The 17,026-nt window shown below is 61.5% G+C and carries 15 protein-coding genes; 12 read left to right on the top strand and 3 right to left on the bottom strand.

What is annotated here, in order from left to right:
- The first annotated feature begins 14 nt into the window (after positions 1-14).
- The 9 genes from ABGT66_RS01725 to ABGT66_RS01685 all read left to right on the top strand — a co-directional run bounded on the left by ABGT66_RS01725 (position 15) and on the right by ABGT66_RS01685 (position 9,617).
- A complete protein-coding gene (locus tag ABGT66_RS01725) occupies positions 15-983 on the top strand; it encodes an NTF2 fold immunity protein (protein ID WP_346688405.1) in 969 nt (322 codons plus the stop codon).
- Between the two features lie 44 nt (positions 984-1,027).
- Positions 1,028-3,364 (top strand): BspA family leucine-rich repeat surface protein, encoded by a 2,337-nt coding sequence (locus tag ABGT66_RS01720; protein WP_346688404.1) that lies wholly within the window; start codon positions 1,028-1,030, stop codon positions 3,362-3,364.
- 165 nt (positions 3,365-3,529) lie between these two features.
- Positions 3,530-4,537 (top strand): hypothetical protein, encoded by a 1,008-nt coding sequence (locus ABGT66_RS01715; protein ID WP_346688403.1) that lies wholly within the window; start codon positions 3,530-3,532, stop codon positions 4,535-4,537.
- Between the two features lie 12 nt (positions 4,538-4,549).
- Positions 4,550-5,431, top strand: a complete 882-nt coding sequence (locus ABGT66_RS01710; RefSeq protein ID WP_346688401.1) for a DMT family transporter — start codon at positions 4,550-4,552, stop codon at positions 5,429-5,431.
- Between the two features lie 94 nt (positions 5,432-5,525).
- A complete protein-coding gene (locus tag ABGT66_RS01705; protein ID WP_346688399.1) occupies positions 5,526-6,269 on the top strand; it encodes a LemA family protein in 744 nt (247 codons plus the stop codon).
- On the top strand, positions 6,262-7,203 hold the full coding sequence (locus ABGT66_RS01700) for a DUF3137 domain-containing protein (RefSeq protein ID WP_346688398.1): 942 nt from the start codon (positions 6,262-6,264) through the stop codon (positions 7,201-7,203). The genes ABGT66_RS01705 and ABGT66_RS01700 overlap by 8 nt, the downstream gene beginning before the upstream one ends.
- Before the next feature lie 389 nt (positions 7,204-7,592).
- Complete coding sequence (locus ABGT66_RS01695; protein WP_294192862.1) at positions 7,593-8,459, top strand: lytic transglycosylase domain-containing protein; 867 nt, start codon at positions 7,593-7,595, stop codon at positions 8,457-8,459.
- A gap of 130 nt (positions 8,460-8,589) precedes the next feature.
- The gene (locus tag ABGT66_RS01690; protein WP_346688395.1) at positions 8,590-9,312 is read left to right on the top strand and encodes an AzlC family ABC transporter permease; all 723 of its coding nucleotides are present in this window, start codon (positions 8,590-8,592) and stop codon (positions 9,310-9,312) included.
- Positions 9,309-9,617, top strand: a complete 309-nt coding sequence (locus ABGT66_RS01685) for an AzlD domain-containing protein (protein WP_346688393.1) — start codon at positions 9,309-9,311, stop codon at positions 9,615-9,617. The genes ABGT66_RS01690 and ABGT66_RS01685 overlap by 4 nt, the downstream gene beginning before the upstream one ends.
- Here the strand turns inward: ABGT66_RS01685 and eamB are convergent.
- Positions 9,614-10,201, bottom strand: a complete 588-nt coding sequence (gene eamB, locus ABGT66_RS01680; protein WP_294192870.1) for a cysteine/O-acetylserine transporter — start codon at positions 10,199-10,201, stop codon at positions 9,614-9,616. The genes ABGT66_RS01685 and eamB overlap by 4 nt on opposite strands.
- Positions 10,202-10,435: 234 nt before the next feature.
- Between eamB and ABGT66_RS01675 the strand changes: the two genes are divergently transcribed.
- Positions 10,436-11,254, top strand: a complete 819-nt coding sequence (locus tag ABGT66_RS01675) for a NifB/NifX family molybdenum-iron cluster-binding protein (protein WP_346688391.1) — start codon at positions 10,436-10,438, stop codon at positions 11,252-11,254.
- A 60-nt stretch (positions 11,255-11,314) separates the two neighbouring features.
- Here the strand turns inward: ABGT66_RS01675 and ABGT66_RS01670 are convergent, their stop codons facing one another.
- On the bottom strand, positions 11,315-12,178 hold the full coding sequence (locus ABGT66_RS01670; RefSeq protein ID WP_346688389.1) for a Bro-N domain-containing protein: 864 nt from the start codon (positions 12,176-12,178) through the stop codon (positions 11,315-11,317).
- Between the two features lie 417 nt (positions 12,179-12,595).
- Between ABGT66_RS01670 and ABGT66_RS01665 the strand changes: the two genes are divergently transcribed.
- Complete coding sequence (locus ABGT66_RS01665) at positions 12,596-13,846, top strand: dicarboxylate/amino acid:cation symporter (protein WP_294192876.1); 1,251 nt, start codon at positions 12,596-12,598, stop codon at positions 13,844-13,846.
- A gap of 617 nt (positions 13,847-14,463) precedes the next feature.
- On the top strand, positions 14,464-15,087 hold the full coding sequence (locus tag ABGT66_RS01660; RefSeq protein ID WP_346688387.1) for a methyltransferase domain-containing protein: 624 nt from the start codon (positions 14,464-14,466) through the stop codon (positions 15,085-15,087).
- 105 nt (positions 15,088-15,192) lie between these two features.
- On the opposite strand, the gene hydG is transcribed toward ABGT66_RS01660, so the two are convergent.
- On the bottom strand, positions 15,193-16,620 hold the full coding sequence (gene hydG, locus ABGT66_RS01655) for a [FeFe] hydrogenase H-cluster radical SAM maturase HydG (protein WP_303148214.1): 1,428 nt from the start codon (positions 16,618-16,620) through the stop codon (positions 15,193-15,195).
- Positions 16,621-17,026 lie beyond the last annotated feature (406 nt).

Here is a 17,026-nt window from a genome sequence, read left to right as displayed (position 1 = left end):
AAGGAGACTCCCCCATGAAGGATTTCCCGAAAAGAGCCAGATGCGTCGACTGGCGCGACGGCGCTCTCATATTCGACAACGGCGCGTCAATAGAAGCCCGCGAACCCACGATTGAGATAACGGAGCGGTTGGGCGCGCTCTCCGGCATGGTAAGCTTCCACGCCTGCGGCGCGCCGTTGACGGACGAGCTGATAAAGCCGCTCGCGGGGCTGAAAAACATGGTCAACCTCGGCGTGACGAATGGCCTGCTGACGGACGGCTGCTTTCCGATATTTGCGTCGATGCCGAAATTACAGATTCTGACCCTCGACGGCAACGCAGCCATAAACGGAGCGGGGCTTGGCGCGCTGGCAAGCTCCAAAGTGAATTTAATATCGCTCAACGACACGGCGCTCGACGACGGCGGACTGACGCTCGCGGCCTCGCTTCCGAAGCTTGCCTATCTGCACGCGGAGCGCACGCGCATCACCTACGAGGGCATGATGTCCGTCGCGGGCAACCGGCGGCTGAACATCATCGCAGACAGCCTCTTCACGCCCGAGCAGACGGAGGCCTTTCACATAGAACAGCGCGAGAAGGCGAAAAAGAAAACGACGCTCGACCCGAACTCCGTGCGCGAAGCGAAGGAGACCCTCTGCGCCTTCTTCGCCGCGATGACGCAATGGGAGGCGGAGACGGAGCGGAACGGCTTCGACCATCCGAACACTGCGCCGACGCTGCTCGCCATATGGGACAAGTTCGTCAGCGAAAAACCGAGGCCCGGCTGGCGTCCCGTAAGCCTCTCCTATTCCAACCCCGGGACATACGCGGCGGTAAAGGTCACCGACGCGGAACAGATAACAAAAAACAAGCTCTGGCTCTACGCCGAAGAGAAAGACGGCGCGAAGAGCGAATACCGTTTCCTGATGAAGCGGACGGCGGAGGGCTGGAAGATAGATTACGCGCAGATACGTTTCGACGACTGGCGTCGCTGCGGGCTGTAGCGCGGAAGCGCGGCGCTCTGCATGACGAAAGGAGACTCGGGAAAATGCGCAAAAAGTATAAGCCGGCCTGTACGAAAGAACTGAAGGAGCTTCTGGAGAAGGATACCCGCCTCGGCGACATAGATACGTCTCTCATAACGGACATGACTGAGCTGTTCCTCAGGTCGAAGCGCAAAAACTTCGACGGCCTTGAAACGTGGGACACCTCGAACGTGACCACGATGAAGGGCATGTTCTGCATGGCGAAATATTTCAACCATCCCATAGAATGTTGGGACGTTTCGAAGGTCGGGGATATGTCGCGTATGTTCAGCGAGGCCTCCGCGTTCGACCAGCCCCTCGAAGGCTGGGACGTCTCGAACGTCAGGAACATGGAATCCATGTTTGCATCGGCGCGCAGCTTCAACCGTCCGCTTGAGGGCTGGAACGTGTCGAACGCAGAGAATATGCGCTGCATGTTTTATTACGCGAAGAGCTTCAACCGGCCTCTCAACTCATGGAACGTCTCAAAGGTCCGCGACATTTCGTGTATGTTCTGCGGCGCGCAGTCGTTCGACCAGCCTCTGGACGAATGGGACACGTCGAGCGTCACGGACATGGGAATGACCTTCAGTATGTGCCCCGAGTTCGATCAGAATATCGATTCATGGGACACGTCGAAGGTCGAGGATATGTCCGGCATGTTCGCGAAGGCGGCCCGCTTCAACCAGCCGCTCAATTCGTGGCGGACCGGCGGCGTCAGGGATATGAGCGGCATGTTCAGAGGAGCGTCGAGCTTCGACCAGCCGCTCGACAAATGGGACGTGAGCCGCGTCGAAACGGCGGAAAAGATGTTCAACGACGCGGCGAGCTTCAGCCGGACTCTCGATATGTGGCAGATAGCGAGATCCTGCAACATCAACGATATGTTCCTGAACGCTCCGCGCTTCACCTGCGTCAAGACTTTGGCGCTCAACTTCTTCCTCACCAACAAAAAGAGATACCGTGAGTACCTGAAGGAAGTCCTCGGCAGATGCGACGCCGCGCAGGTGTACGCCGAGCTCTCGCGTTACGACTGCAGGCACGCGGCTGAATATATGAGCGAGCTGGAATCGGCCCATCCGGAGCTGAAAGGCTCCGTCCGCGCCGCCGCGGTGACGGGAAAGCGCAGGCCGCGCACCAAACGCGAGCTGATAGAGCTTTTGGACACTGACGCGAAGCTGCCGCTCGGCGGCATCGACACGTCGCTGATAACCGACATGGAAGGATTATTCCGAAAGTCGAAGCGCAAAAACTTCGACGGGATAGAGCTGTGGGATACTTCGAACGTGGTCACGATGAAGAATATGTTCGCCGGCGCGAAGTTCTTCAACCACGACATAAGCGGGTGGAACGTCTCCAACGTCCGTGACATGTCCAATATGTTCGCGGGCGCGGGGACGTTCAACCAGCCGCTGAACGGCTGGGACGTCTCGTCCGTAACGGATATGAGCGGGATGTTCGACAGCGCCACGGACTTCAACCAGCCGCTCGACCGGTGGAACGTCTCGCGCGTCGAAAACATGAGAAATATGTTCCACTGCGCTTTTCACTTCAATCAGCCAATCGACGGCTGGGACGTCTCGAACGTCGCGGATATGGAAGGAATGTTCTGCGGCTGCCGTAACTTCAACCGGCCTCTGGGAAGCTGGAACGTCTCAAAGGTGCGCAGTATGCGGTTCATGTTCCTGTGGGCATGCAGCTTCAATCAGGATATAAGCTCGTGGGACACCTCCGGCGTGAAGGATATGTGCGGCATGTTCGACGCGGCGAAGAGCTTCAACCGGTCGGTCGAAGCGTGGGACGTCTCCGGCGTCACGGATATGGGCAGGATGTTCCAGCAGGCGGATGCGTTCAATCAGCCGCTTGCGTCGTGGAACGTCTCAAATGTGAGGGACATGAGCGATATGTTCCACTGCGCCTTGAGCTTCAACCAGCCGCTGAACGATTGGAACGTCTCGAACGTCGAAAACATGGCTCTGATGTTCGACGGCGCGGAGCGCTTCGATCAGCCGCTCGACCGCTGGGACGTCTCGAAAGTTAAAAATATGGCCTATATGTTCTGCGAAGCGGAGTCGTTCCGGCAGCCGCTGACGGCGTGGCGGCTGCGCGACCAGTCTCCGAGGCATATATTCCTCAGGTCGCCGCGCTACTGCGATATGGAGTCGCGCCTCATGTGCCTCGCCGCGCTCGACCGGAACAGCAGGGAATACGACCTTCAGGAAATGATAAAAATATTCGGGGCGAAGGCCGTATATGACGCGCTGCTGCAATACGGCTCGAAATACGGCCTCGCCGAGTGCGCCGAATACGTAGCGTCGCATTACGCGGACGAACTGAAAGCGCAGCCTCCGCGCGCCTGAGCCCTTCGCCTCCAGCCGCCCTGCACGCGCGGCGGTATTTTCGCGCGGCTGTGAGAAATCTTCACAACCGCTGTTAATTTCTCTCTCTTTTCGTGTGCGCCCGCTCGTTTTATCATTTATGACATAAACGATGCATTTATAAAAAATCCGTAAAGGAGGCGCGCCATGATAGACAACATGATGCTGATAACTCTTTTCGACAGGCTTTATCCGTGCTGGGACAGGGAGATGCTCGAAGCCGAGGGCGCGGATATGGAGGCGGTCGCGCGGCTCGCGGGCGAGGGGCTGCTCGACGCGCGCGGCGGCGTATATTCGCTGACGGAGGCGGGCGCGGAGGAGTTCCGCCGCGCGGCGCTCGAAAACTTCCTCGACGAGAAGCCGGGCAAAGCCCCCGCCGACCGCGCCCGCTCCGTGCGCGCCGCGAAATTTCTGAAAAAGCTCGACGCGGCGCACGCGCAGCGCTGGGGCATAAAGCAGTATTACACGAGGCCGCGGCTCGACATGTTCCCGAAGGTCCCCGACGCGGAGCTGTTCAGCGTAAAGGACGGCGCGCTCTCGTGGCCTTACATGGAGGGCGCGGCGCAGCGCGAGATGGAGGCGGAGTTCGTCCCGGGCGGCCTCTGGGGGCGGCGCGGCAGGCTCGAAGCCGCCTGCGCGAAAGCCGCGGCGTGGACGGAAGCCCACCGCGCGCAGATAGACGCATACACGCCCGACGTTTTTTACGTCTGCCGCTACGACCACCGCTGCTACGACCATTTCAAGCCGCACCCGAACGACCCGATGCGCCTCGTGAACACAGACCGCTTCGCCTTCGTCTTTGACTGCGGCGACGAATCATACGAGCTCGCGGAAATTTCAAAATTCCGCCGCTGGACTACGCTCATGCGCCGCGTCGAGCTGACGGACTACTTCGACATCGACGAGCAGGAGCAGGACAGCATCAGCGTGCTCTACCTCGTCTCGGCGAAGGAGGCCGAGGCCGCGGAGCGCGCGGAGCGGCTCTCGCGCTTCGGCGCGGCTCTGACGGAGGGGGCCGAGCCCTTCGAGATATGGACGCTTTCGGAAGAGGCGCTCTTCGCAGTCAAAGACAGGCGCGAGCTTATATGGGAGCTGCTGCCGCACGTAGCGCATCCCGTGCGCCGCATGGAGGCCTGCGGCTGCTGCCGCGTCTAAGGAGGAAAGCTCATGGCTGTTTCCAAAAATTCTCTCAAAGGCACGCTCTGCGTCCTCGCGGCAGGAATGTGCTGGGGCACGACGGGGACTATACAGGCCTTCGCGCCCGAGGGCGCGTCGTCGCTGACCGTCGGCTCGGCGCGCGTCGTATTCTCCGGCATCGTCCTGATGCTCTTCATGCTCGCGAAGCGCGGGCGCGGGCTCTTCGCGGGCGGCTGGAGCGTGCGCGGCGTGCTGCTTGCGGCGGCGGGGCTCGCGGCCTACCAGCTCACCTTTTTCACAGCCGTGCGCATGACCGGCGTCGCCGTAGGCACGATGGTCGCGATAGGCGCGGCCCCGCCCGTCGCGGGAATCTGCGGGCGGCTCTTCTTCGGCGAGCGCCTCTCCGCGCGCTGGTACGCCGCCACCGCGCTCGCCGTCGCGGGCTGCGTCATGCTCGTCCTCGGCGGCAGCAGCGGTGCGCTCGAGGTCAGCGTCCTCGGCGTATTCCTCGCCTTCTGCGCCGCGCTCTCCTTCGCGCTCGAGGGCGTCGGCCTGCGCATGATAGAGCGCGACGCGTACGAGACGATAGCGATGGTGAGCGGCGTCAGCGCGCTCATGGCTCTGCCGTGGCTCGCCGTCGGCGACGCGGCCTGGATGCTCACGCCGCGCGGCGCGCTCTGCATGGCGCTGCTGACCTTCCTCAGCACCGTAATCCCATACACGCTCTTCACAATAGGCGTGCAGAACGTCGAGCTCGGCGTCGTCTACACGCTCGGCCTCGCAGAGCCGCTGACCGCGTGGTTCCTCTCAACCGTGCTGCTCGGCGAGCGCCTCTCGCTGATAGGCTCCGCGGGCGTCGCGGTGCTCTTCTCCGGCATCCTCCTGCTCGCGCTCTCGAAGAAAAACGAATGACGGAGCGCGCCGCGAATTAAAGCCGCGCGCATAATTTCCGGGCCCCGCCGCATCAGGCGGGGCCTGTCGTATAATTATGGCGGCGGGCCGCGCATTGCGGACGCCGGAGGAGGACGATTTCGCGATGCAGACGTACATGATAGCCGGAGGCGCGGCGCTCGCCGCCGTCGTTGGGTATATTTCGATTTACAACAGGCTGCGCCGCCTTGCGGTGAAGGTCGAGGAGGGCGGCTCGGATATCGACGTGGCGCTCGAAAAGCGCTATGACCTGCTCTCGGAGGAAATCGAGGCGGTCAAGAAATTTCTCAGCCACGAGTATGAAACCTACACGGCGGTCACGGGGCTGCGCAGCGGCGCGGACGTTACGGACAAGACGCAGGAGGGCGGTGCGCTGACGCGCGAGCAGGCCGACGCGATAAACGAAGCCGTCGCCGCGCAGTCCGCGAAGATGGCGGAAATCAAGACGAAGCTGGCGCAGCAGCGGCGCGGAAAGAAAAGCGGCGCTGCGGGGCGCAAGCTGAGCGCGGGCGAGAAGATGGGCCTGCTGTCGTCGATTCAGCAGAGCCTCGGCGGCGTCGGCACGGCTGTCAACGCGCTCGCCGAGCAGTACCCCGTGCTCTATTCGTCGGTATCTATGGAGCATTTCCAGCGCTCCATCAGCGACGTGGAGGAGCATCTCCAGGCGGCGCGCCGTCTCTACAACGCGAACGTCTCGCTCTACAACCAGACGATAGCGTCGTTCCCGTGGCTCGTCGTCGCGCGCATCCACGGCATGGAGAAGGCGGAGTTCTACGAGATAGACGATAAAAAAAGGGAGTTCAAGGTAAACTTTGACTGATAAGACCTTTTCGGCGGACGAAGCGATAAGCGAGGCGGAGCTCGACGCTCTGCGCGAGAGCGCGAAGAAGCGCACGTACTTGGCCTACGCGCTCGCGGCGCTTGCGTTTCCGCTTTACTGGTGGCTCTTCTGCACGCACGAGTTCGCGGACGGCGGCGGCTCCGCGATGATGAAGAACGCAATCGCGGCGGCCGTCGCATCGGCGGGGACCTTCGGCTTTCTTCACACAATCGTCGCGCGCCGCGCGCACGCGCGCTTCGTCGAGAGCTTCAAGGCTAAATATGTGCTGCCGGTCATAGGCGCGCTCCCCGGCTTCTCGCAGCTCGAGTTCCGCAGCCGCGAGGGCTTCGAGTGGGAGGAGGTGCGCGACGCCGCGGTCGTCAAGTGCGGCGACAAAAAGTATTTCAAGCGCGAGGATTTGCTGACCGGGCTTTACGAGGGCGTGCGCTTCCGCATCAGCGACGTGACGGCGCGCCGCATGGTGAAGAAGGAGAAGAAGCGCGAGCTTCAGACGCTCTTCGACGGTCAGGTGATGTGCTTCTCGCGCTTCGACGATACGAAGAAGAGCGACGGCTTCGTGCAGGTCTTCCGGCGCGAGCTCTTCACCGACGCCGGCGGTGCGCGCGCCGAACATAAGATAATGACGGAGAACGCCGCCTTCAACGACAAATTCAACGTCTTCGCGGATGACGAGCACAACGCCTATTACATCCTGACGCCGCAGCTCATCGGGAAGATTATGGAATTTTCGGATGCGGCGGGCGCGCCCGTCTCGCTCGTCTTCGTCGGGGAAAAGCTATACGCCGCGGTCGAGCGGCGCGGAATGTTCGTCCCCGTCCTCGACGAGCCGGTGGGCGTGCAGAAGGAGCGTCTTGGAGGAGACATCGCCGTCCTGCGCAAAGCCGCGGAGCTTCTTATAGACCTTCCTGAATGAAGCAGAAACGTGCGCGCGGCGTAAATTGCAGCCGCGCGTCGTACAATTCAGCCGTTTTACGGAGCTTTTACAATTCGCCGTAACTTAAAGAAAACGTAAAAAAGCCGCGTCCGCGCCCGCGGCGGCGGCTTCCCGCAGTCGATTCTTAACGAAAAACATTCTCCGGCGACTGTATCTGCGCCGCGAAATTAAGCGGACGGCCCGCCGCGCCTTGCAAAACGCGGCGTTTGGCCCCTCAGCCTTGACTTCTCGGCTCTTGCCGTTATCATAGAAACCGCGTTTAGAGTGCCGGCGGCGGACGCTACACAAAAAATCCAAGAGACGGCGGACAGAGTCCGCTTTTTGGAGAGAAAGCTCCGCGCCGCGTTCGAACTCTCAAGGAGGTAAATATGCGGAAACTAATGAGAAAGCGGCATTTCCATCTGCCGCGGATCGCAGCTATGCTCCTGCTCCTGCTCTCCATCGTCATCCATCCGAACGCTGGAATGGGCGGCACGGAACCACAGCCGAAAACACATACCACCCTCTCGGATCAAACTGTGATAAGGCCGGCGGAAAAATCCGCCGAGACGCAGACGGCTGCGGAAAAGATACGGAGCCAGATACTCCGCATCGCGCAGGACAACGCCGCGACGAAGGCGAAAATGGAGAAGCGGCGCGAGGAGGCGCGGTCGGCCAGGTACGACCAGTCGATATACAGCGCGCTGAAGCATCAGGGGCTGACGGAGGAAGATCTCGCGAAATGGCGTCACGACCACCCGCTCAGCACGCTCAACAGGCTCGACAAGCTGCCGCCCGCGAAGCAGCGCAGCGTGGCGAACACCGCGACGTTCATCAGAAAGGTGAATCCGAAGATACCGCACGAAACCGCGTGGCGCGAAGCAAGCGCGCTCGTCTTCTACAGCATTAAGTACGGCGTACCGTCGAATCTCGCCGTGGGCATAGCGAAGGCGGAGAGCCACTTCAACCCGAACGCGAAGAGCAGCGCGGGGGCGCTCGGCGTCATGCAGGTCATGTGGAAGGTCCACAACGGAATGCTGCGCGCGAAGGGCATAGCGCCGACGCGCGACCACATGTTCGACCCCGAGCGCGGGGTCGAGGCCGGCGTGCTGATACTCTCGCGCTACATCACTGCCTACGGCACGGTGCAGAAGGCGCTCAACAGATACTACGGCGGCATCGCGACCAACTATCTGAAAAAGGTCAACAAGAACGTGGCCCAGCTCAAGAGCCACTCCGAAGCTATGGGATATTAAGAAAGACGAAAACACTCTGACGTAACCGGGAGGCCGCGCGCCTCCCGATTTTTTTATGCTCCGCCGCCTGCGTTCGCGCGGCGCGGCGATGTATAATCATGTTTATAACTCGCGCAGGGGAGGGCGTAAGATGGACGACGGAGGCCGCGCGGCGGAATTTCTCCGCGGAGCGCGCAAGAGCCTGCCCGTCATAACGGGCATGATACCGAGCGGGGCGGCGTTCGGCATACTCGCCGAGACCGCGGGCTTCTCCGTGTGGGAAAGCCTGATGATGTCGCTGATAGTCTTCGCGGGGGCCAGCCAGTTCGCGGCGCTCAACCTTCTCGCCGTGGGCGCGCCAGCGGCGGACATCGTACTCGCGACCGCGCTGCTCAACGCGCGCCACATCATGATGGGCTCGTCGCTCTCTCGGCGCATGAAGGGCGGCGGCAATCCGCTCTGCAAGGCCGCGCTCTTCTTTTTCCTGACAGACGAAAGCTTCAGCGTCGCGTCGCTGCAAGGCGGCGGCGCTGTGAGCGTTCCTTTCCTCTGGGGGCTTCAGCTCCCGATATATATCACCTGGAACGTCCTGACCGTGTGCGGCTGGCTCGGCACCTCGGCGCTGCCGCCCGCGCTGCGCGCGAGCATGGGGATAGCGATATACGCGCTCTTCATAGCGCTGATAATACCGTCGGCTCGGAAGAGCCGTGCCGCGCTCGCCGTCACGCTCGCGGCGATGGCGCTCTCGACGCTGTTTAAGTTCGCGCCCGTGCTTTCAGAGCTCAACAAGGGCGTCGCGATAATGATTTCCGCGGGCGGAGCCGCGCTCTTCGGCGCGCTGCTCTTCCCGCCTGAGAAGGAGGAAACCGCGTGAGGCCGGAGCTTATATACCTTTTCATAATGATGATGCTTGCGACCGCGCCGTCGCGCGTGCTGCCGCCCTTCCTGCTCGCGGGGCGCAGGCTGCCGCCGCTTGTCTCCGCGGTGCTCGGCTACATGCCCTTCGCCGTCATCGGCTCGATAACCTTCCCCGACTGCCTCTTCGCGACCGGCGGCTTTTACAGCTCCGCCGCTGGCACTATAGCGGCCTTCATAGCGGGCTGGTACAGCGGCAACGTCGTCGCCGTCATGGCGGCCGCCATCGCCTCGGCCTTCGTTATAGCCCAGCTCGGATTTTAGAGGAGTATTCCGGCTGCGCAGTAGACGAGCAGCAGCGCCATAATCGCGTTGAAGAGCCTGCCGTGGTTCCGCAGCGCGCGCTGGAACAGCACGCCGAAGAGCGCCCACGTCCAGTTCGCGACTGAGCCTATCGCGGCTAGCAGCACCGCGAAGGCCGCGACCGCGGCGGTCGAATCGAAGGCCGGCATGACGAACGAGGTCAGCGCCGTCACGCCGTAGAGCATAATCTTCACGTTTACGAACTCGAGCACGAAGCCGGCCCAGAAGCCGCAGTCAACGTCGCTCTCGCCGTCCGCGGCGTCCGACGAGCGCCACGTTTTCCACGCGAGCCAGAGAATATAGGCCGCCCCCGCCCACTCCATGAACGGCATAATCTTAGGCACGAGCGACGCGAGCGCGACCGAGAAGAGCGCGCAGAGCAGCATGACTATTATGAAGCCCGCGAATACGCCGACGAGCACGCGCCACGCGCGCGCGATGCCGTAGCGCCCCGCCGCCGACATCGAAAGTATATTGTTCGGCCCGGGCGTGAAGGCCGAGGCGAAAACGTAAAGCGCAAAGCCTACAAGGTTGAACTCTTCCATAGCGTACTCTCCGGAAATTTTTTTTCATATTTTATCACCGCGAAGCGCGAAACGGCGCAGCCTTCGGAAAAACGCGCGGCGTGCGCCGGCGCGGAAATTTCACGCGCGCGCCGCGAATCGCCGCGGCGTCCGTAATCCGGCGAAACGGCGGCGCGGCATCCGTCGCGGCACGCGCTTCTTGACAAGCGTGCATATGCACACTATTATATGCGCGAAAGGGCGGAGGCGATGGATTTGGCCGGAATCACAAAATGCCGCCGCGTCTGCTGCGACACGCGGGCGCGGAGATTTTCGACCGAGGGCGCGGATGGGGCCGTGAGCCTCACCGTCGAGGAGCTCGAGAGCCTGCGGCTCTGCGACCTCGAGGGCGCGGACCAGAGCGCCGCGGCGCAGTCGATGGGCGTCTCGCGCGGCACGCTCCAGCGCATAGTCTACTCGGCGCGGCGCAAGGTCGCGGACGCGCTCTGCTCCGGCAAGGCGATACATATAGGCGGAGGCAATTTCAGCCCCGCGGAGCGTATATGCGGCGGGCGCGCGAGATGCTCGCGCTGCCGCTTCGCGCGCGGAGGCTGCGGAATTTCGGATACAGAGGCAAATTCGGAAACGGAGGATGCAACGATGATGAAAGACGGAATAATAGCGGTAACGATGGAAGACGGGCAGATTTTCCAGCATTTCGGACACACGCGCTGGTTCGAGCTCTACGAGATAAAGGGCGGCGCGGTCGCCTCGCACAGGACGCTCGACGCGGAGGGCAGCGGCCACTCGGCGCTCGGCGGCCTGCTGCGCGCCAACGGCGTGAACCTGCTCATCTGCGGCGGCATCGGCGGCGGCGCGAAGAACGTCCTCGCGGCTGCCGGCATTGAGCTCATATCGGGCGTCAGCGGCCCCGTCGACGAAGCCGTAAAGCTCTACCTCGAAGGCAAGCTGCACGACGACCCGTCGGCCGAGTGCCACCACCACGACCACGGAGCGCACGAGTGCGGACATCACGACGGCGCGCCGCAGGGCGAATGCCGCGGCTGCGGCCACGAACCGCACGGCTGCAACTAAACCAATATAAACGCGCAGAAAAGCGGCGGGCCTTAGCGAGGCCCGCCGCTTTTGCGTATCTTATTCCGTTTCGTCTTCTTTTGCGTCGTTTCCCGTCTCTGCCATCAGCTCTATGACGTTGGCGAAGTCGACGGCGTTTTTCTGCGTCAGCACTGGACGGCCCGATTTCGCTTCGATTTCTTTTCTGGCGTTTCCCGCTACGCTGCCGCCCTGGCGCGCCACTCCGGCGTTTTCTTCAAACGTCTTCGGCCTGACCGTTTTTGATATCTCCGTCGTCGTCGCCTCGGCGAGCATATTGAGCACAAGCTCGAGGTCGCTCATGTTGTCGCGCAGGTTTTCCTTTTTCAAACCTTTGTAGCTCTTGTACTGGCGCGTAGTCATGCCAGTCCACGCCTTCGTTATCTCGTCGGTGAGCATGGCGTACTCGACGCCCTTCTTTACGCCGCGGCTCTCCCATTCGGCGGTCAGGTCGTTGTGTATGCGGATGGACAAAAGCCTCTGGTGAATCCATTCCTTCGTGTAGCCCTTTTTGAGATAGGTCTCGAAGGCGCGGTCGATGGCGAGCTCTGGGTCTACGGTCTCCTCGATGCGCTCCGCGCCTACGCGCGCGAGCCAGAGCTTGAAGGGCTCGGCCTTGGGCGACGGTATGGATTGGATGATGCGAAGCAGCCCTTCCGTGTTCGCGGACTGGATTTTACGCCTCTTTCCGTCCGCCGCAATCATTTCAAGGGGGGTACAGATTGTACCCCAGTTGGCATTAAGCTCCGGGTCTCTGCTTCTCATCCTTTTGACATACTGTTTGGGGTCGGCGCTGTCCGTCAGCGCGCCTACTACGTCGACGACCGAGAAATACCATTCTTCCTCCGCCTCGACCCAAACGGAACGAATCTTCTTGTTTTCAAACAGAGCTGTTTTGTCCGGCATGGCTTTCTCCCGCTTTTCTAAGATGCGCTTATCATACAACAAAAAACTGAACCGCGGCGGCGGCGCGCTCGTGCGCGCTGTCTGATGTTTCACGCCGCGGCTCCGCGCGCGGAGCACGGCCCGCGCTTTCGCCGCGCTGCGGCGCGGAGGGCGGCGTCGTTGCGAAACAAATTTTTTGTTTTATTTAACTTAATATTTTTCTCGCGTTGTGCATCTGAAATATTTTTCACGTCGTCCGTAGTAATTTTAAAGACAATGCTGTATAATGCCAAAAGCGGAAAGATGTGTTCAAAACAGTCGTTGCAGGTTGACCGCGTTCAGGCGCGGAGGCCCGAATACTAAGCCGCCGGCTGAGCGGCTTTCTTTATAGAGCGGCAAAATTTATCAAATACAACGCGAAAGGGGAATTCTTTTCTTATGTCAGAATCGAACAGCGTACTCAAGTCTTACCGCTTCCCGATCATCCTGCTCGGAGCCATCGCGCTCGGCTGCGTCATCGGCGCCGTGATGGGCGAGAGGGCCCTCATCCTCAAGCCGCTCGGCGACCTCTTCATCAACGCGATGTTCATGGTCGTCGTCCCGCTCGTCTTCTCTACGATTTGCAGCGCCGTCGCCTCGATGTCGTCGATGGAGCGCCTCGGCAAGGTTATGAAGTCTCTCGTCCTCGTCTTCACGGTCACGGGCGCGATAGCGGCGCTGCTGATGCTCGTCACCGTCACGCTCTTCCCGCCGGCGGAGGGCGTCCACATTGAAATGCAGGCGGCGGGCGAAATTCAGGCGCTCAGCACGCCCGACCAGATAGTCAAGGCCGTCACGACCGACGACTTCGTCAAACTGCTTTCGCGCAACGCGATGCTGCCGCTCATCCTCTTCACGATATTCTTCGGCTTCTGTCTCCAGTCGCTCGGCGAGCGCGGGCGCGCCGTCGGACGCGGCATCGGCGTGTTCGCCGACGCGATGCTCAAGATGGTGCAGTACCTCATGTACTATGCCCCCATCGGACTCATGGCCTACTTCGCGACGCTCGTCGGCGACTACGGCCCGAAGCTCTTGGGCGCTTACTTCCGCGCGATAGTCATCTACCACATCGCAACCTTCGGATATTTCTTCGTAGCCTTCACGATTTACTCGTGGTGGGCGACGCAGGGCAAGGGCGTCCGCACCTTTTGGACGAACATAATCCCGCCCGCGCTCATGGCGCTCGGCTCGGGCAGCAGCACGGCGACGCTGCCGCTCAACCTCGAGGCGGCCTCGAAGATGGGCATACCGCGCGACATCAGCGAGATAGCGCTTCCGATAGGCGCGACGGCGCACATGGAAGGCTCCTGCCTCTCGGGAATCCTTAAAATTTCGTTCCTCTTCGGCATATTCGGCCTGCCCTTCGACGGCATAGGCACGATGGCGACCGCCGTCACCGTCGCGGTGCTCTCGGGCGTCGTCCTCTCCGGCATCCCGGGTGGCGGCCTCGTCGGAGAAATGCTCATCGTCAGCCTCTACGGCTTCCCGCCCGAGGCCTTCCCGATAATCGCGACGATCGGCTTCCTCGTAGACCCCGCGGCGACGATGGTCAACGCGACGGGCGACACCTGCTCGTCCCTCATCATCTCGCGCCTCGTCGAGGGCAAGGACTGGTTCGTCAAGGCGATGGCGGGCAAGGAAGCGGCGTAGCGTTCTCGGAAAATTACGGACTAGCGCGCGGCCTTCGGGCCGCGCTTTTCGTATGCGCGCTTCCGCGCCGTTCCGCCCGCGCCGCGGGGCGCGCGCCGCGAGAAAAGGTTTGCGCCCCCCGCGGGATTACGGAGGGCGCGCTTCGTGTGTTGGGAAGGTTATGAGACTTATAGGAGAGAGAGTGTGGTAAAACAACGAGAGCTTTCTGTCTGCCGGCCGAAGGGAAGCCTGCACGGAAATCTTTCGTCTTCGTCTCTGTGTTAGCTTTAGCTAACCGATGACGCGATTATATTAACAGCGGCGGACGGATATGTCAATCCTTTCGGTGAAGATTGCGGCGAAACTTTCCGGCGCGGCTTCAGCGTCGGGAAGCCGCCATAATTTCCCGTCCCGGCGCAGAGCGCGTGCGGCTGCGGCGTCCGCGCGGAGCGGCGGCAGAATCCGGCGCGCGGGGCGGAACGGGCCGGGGCGCGCGAAGCGGCGGAGAGCGGCGCGCGTTCTGCGGGCCGCCTTCGATTCGCGCCGCAGCGCAGTATTATCGGAACCGCCGCGATGTTATAATCGTCTTGCGTCAGTTGTGCCTAATGATATAAATTCCGCCGATTGGAGGCATTTGAATGCTCAAGGACTTATTCAAAGACAGCGGCTGCCCGCGCGGCAAGGTGGGCAAGCTGATTCTCTCGATGATGAACAGAGGCCACAGGGAGCTGCACGAGTGGGCGCTCTCGCTCGTTGAAATCGCGCCGCGCGCGCGGGCGCTCGACATAGGCTGCGGCGGCGGCTCCGCGATGGCGCTGCTGCTGCGGCGCTGCCGCGAGGGCAGGGTCTGCGGCATAGACGTTTCCGAGTGCGGCCTCGAGTGCAGCGCGCGGCGCAACGCGAAGGCGATAGCCGCGCGCCGCTGCGAGGTGCGCGCGGGAAGCGCCGAGGCGATTCCCTACCCGCCGGGATATTTCGACATCGCGACTGCTTTCGAGACGCTTTACTTCTGGCCGGACCTCGACGGCGCGTTTGCGGAGGTTCTGCGCGCGCTCAAGCCCGGCGGGACTTTCCTGATTGCGAACCACCAGGCCGACCCCGAGCGCGCGGAGTGGACCGACGTGGTGGACAACATGACCGTCCGCGGCGAGGAAGAGATAACGGCGCGCCTCGCGCGCGCCGGCTTCGCCGAAATTACCGCGCGCCGCAGCGAAAAGGGCTGGCTCTGCGTAATCGCGAAAAAGCCGGAGCTGCGCGGCTAGCCGCGGAAATTTACGCGCGCGGCGCATATACGAAACAGGCCGGGGCTTTGCGCCTCGGCCTGTCCGCATTGGAAGGGAGTTTTATGGTTTGATGCGTCGTGGTCTTTAGAAGTAAAGGTCCTGCGCGCCCTCTTCGAGTTTCTTGAGGCGCTCTTTCGTCAGTTCGCGGACGCGCTCGCTCGGTATCTGCTCGACTTCCTTCGCTATGACCTTCTCTCCGAGCTCCTTCAGATGGTCGGAGCCGTAGCCGATGAGGTATTCCTTGAAGGTGAGTATCGCGTTCGGCTGGCAGATGTTGCGTATCTGGCCCGATTTCGCAAGCGACATGAAGCGGTCGCCGGTGCGTCCCTGGCGGTAGCAGGCGGTGCAGTAGCTCGGGATGTAGCCGTCCTCGCAGAGCCACGTGAGGACTTCGTCTGGCGTGCGGTCGTCGGAGATTTTGAACTGCGCGGTGTCGGGGCTGTCGGGCTGGCCGATTTCCTTGTGGTAGCCGCCGATGCCGGTGCAGGAGCCGGCGCTGCACTGCGATATGCCGAGGTCGAGCTCCTTGCGGCGCGTCTCGGGCGTCTCGCGCGTCGAGATTATCATGCCGGTGTATGGCGTCGCCACGCGCAGCGTCGCGATGACGCGGAGGAACTGTTCGTCGGTCGGAATGTAGGGGAACGTCTTGATGTCGACGCCTTCGGCCTCGCGCAGGCGCGGGACGGAGATTGTGTGCGGCCCTACGCCGCAGACCTTTTCGAGGTTCTCGGCGAGCATGAGCTGCGCGACGGTCTCGTACTTGTAGTCGTAGAGGCCGTAGAGGACGCCGGTGCCGACGTCGTCGATGCCGCCTTCCTGCGCGCGGTGGAGCGCCGTCGTGTGCCAGTTGTAGATGCTCTTTGGCCCGCAGGGATGGAGCTTCGCGTAGGTCGGGCGGTGGAAGGTCTCCTGGAAGAGGATGTACGTGCCTATCTGCGCCGCCTTGAGACGCTTGAACTCCTCGACGGTCGTCGCGGCGATGTTGACGTTGATTCTGCGTATGGAGTCGCCGCGCGAGTTGCGGTAGGCGTAGACGCGCTCCATGCACTCGATGATGTAGTCGAGCGGCGAGTTGACGGGGTCTTCGCCGGATTCCATCGCGATGCGCTTGTGTCCGAGCGCGAGTATCGCGTCTGTCTCCTGGTCGATCTCCTCCATCGTGAGCTTCTTGCGGAACATCATCTTGTTGTCCTTGTGGAAGCCGCAGTAGGTGCAGCCGTTCACGCAGTAGTTCGAGACGTAGAGCGGCGCGAAGAGGACGATGCGGCGTCCGTAGATGCGTTCCTTTATCTCCTTCGCGAGCGAGTAGAGCTCGTCCTCGAGCTCTGGGTCGGTTATTTCGAGAAACACCGCCGCCTCGCGGTGGTCGAGGCCGTGGCACTCGCGCGCCTTTGCGATGAGCTCGCGCACCGCGCCCTTGTCGGCGGCTAATTTTTTAGCCTGTTCGAGCGTTCCGAGTATCTCGGCGTCGTCGATGAAAGAGGCGTCCTGAAACTGATTCTTGTCGTACATATTCCGCACCCTCCTGTTTTTTATGCCGCCCGCGCGCTCCCGCGCCGTCCATATAAAAAGGCCCCTCGTCCGCCGGACGAAGGGCCATAGCTATGCTTTATCTTGCGGCTCCTTCTCTCCGAACGGAACATCCGGTCAGACAGATGGTTCTTCCTCGCTGCCAAATGCCGTGCGTCCCGGAGGTTCTCCAAGCGCGCGGAAAGTGCGGGCGGCGTTTCTTTTGATATTACGCGCTTATTTTAACAATCTTAGAGGCCGATAGCAAGGAATTTTTACAAATAAGGAGCGCGCGCAAAAGGCGGCAAAAAATAGTAAGCGGCGGCTCACGCAAACCGCTTTAGGTGATATAATCGTTTGTGCGGGCTAACTTAGCCTGCGCTAATTGTTTTTTAAGGAGGTGTTTCCC

It is taken from the genome of uncultured Cloacibacillus sp. (assembly GCF_963926575.1).
Classification (GTDB): domain Bacteria; phylum Synergistota; class Synergistia; order Synergistales; family Synergistaceae; genus Caccocola; species Caccocola faecigallinarum.
The sequence above is the reverse complement of the archived record's forward strand: the minus strand, read 5'-3'. Positions and strand labels throughout refer to the sequence as shown.

Bases quoted from the DNA above. Each gene is read 5' to 3' on its own strand.
- ABGT66_RS01725 (WP_346688405.1), top strand. From the start codon at position 15: ATGAAGGATTTCCCGAAAAGAGCCAGATGCGTCGACTGGCGCGACGGC.
- ABGT66_RS01720 (WP_346688404.1), top strand. From the start codon at position 1,028: ATGCGCAAAAAGTATAAGCCGGCCTGTACGAAAGAACTGAAGGAGCTT.
- ABGT66_RS01715 (WP_346688403.1), top strand. From the start codon at position 3,530: ATGATAGACAACATGATGCTGATAACTCTTTTCGACAGGCTTTATCCG.
- ABGT66_RS01710 (WP_346688401.1), top strand. From the start codon at position 4,550: ATGGCTGTTTCCAAAAATTCTCTCAAAGGCACGCTCTGCGTCCTCGCG.
- ABGT66_RS01695 (WP_294192862.1), top strand. From the start codon at position 7,593: ATGCGGAAACTAATGAGAAAGCGGCATTTCCATCTGCCGCGGATCGCA.
- ABGT66_RS01690 (WP_346688395.1), top strand. From the start codon at position 8,590: ATGGACGACGGAGGCCGCGCGGCGGAATTTCTCCGCGGAGCGCGCAAG.
- eamB (WP_294192870.1), bottom strand. From the start codon at position 10,201: ATGGAAGAGTTCAACCTTGTAGGCTTTGCGCTTTACGTTTTCGCCTCG.
- ABGT66_RS01670 (WP_346688389.1), bottom strand. From the start codon at position 12,178: ATGCCGGACAAAACAGCTCTGTTTGAAAACAAGAAGATTCGTTCCGTT.
- ABGT66_RS01665 (WP_294192876.1), top strand. From the start codon at position 12,596: ATGTCAGAATCGAACAGCGTACTCAAGTCTTACCGCTTCCCGATCATC.
- ABGT66_RS01660 (WP_346688387.1), top strand. From the start codon at position 14,464: ATGCTCAAGGACTTATTCAAAGACAGCGGCTGCCCGCGCGGCAAGGTG.
- hydG (WP_303148214.1), bottom strand. From the start codon at position 16,620: ATGTACGACAAGAATCAGTTTCAGGACGCCTCTTTCATCGACGACGCC.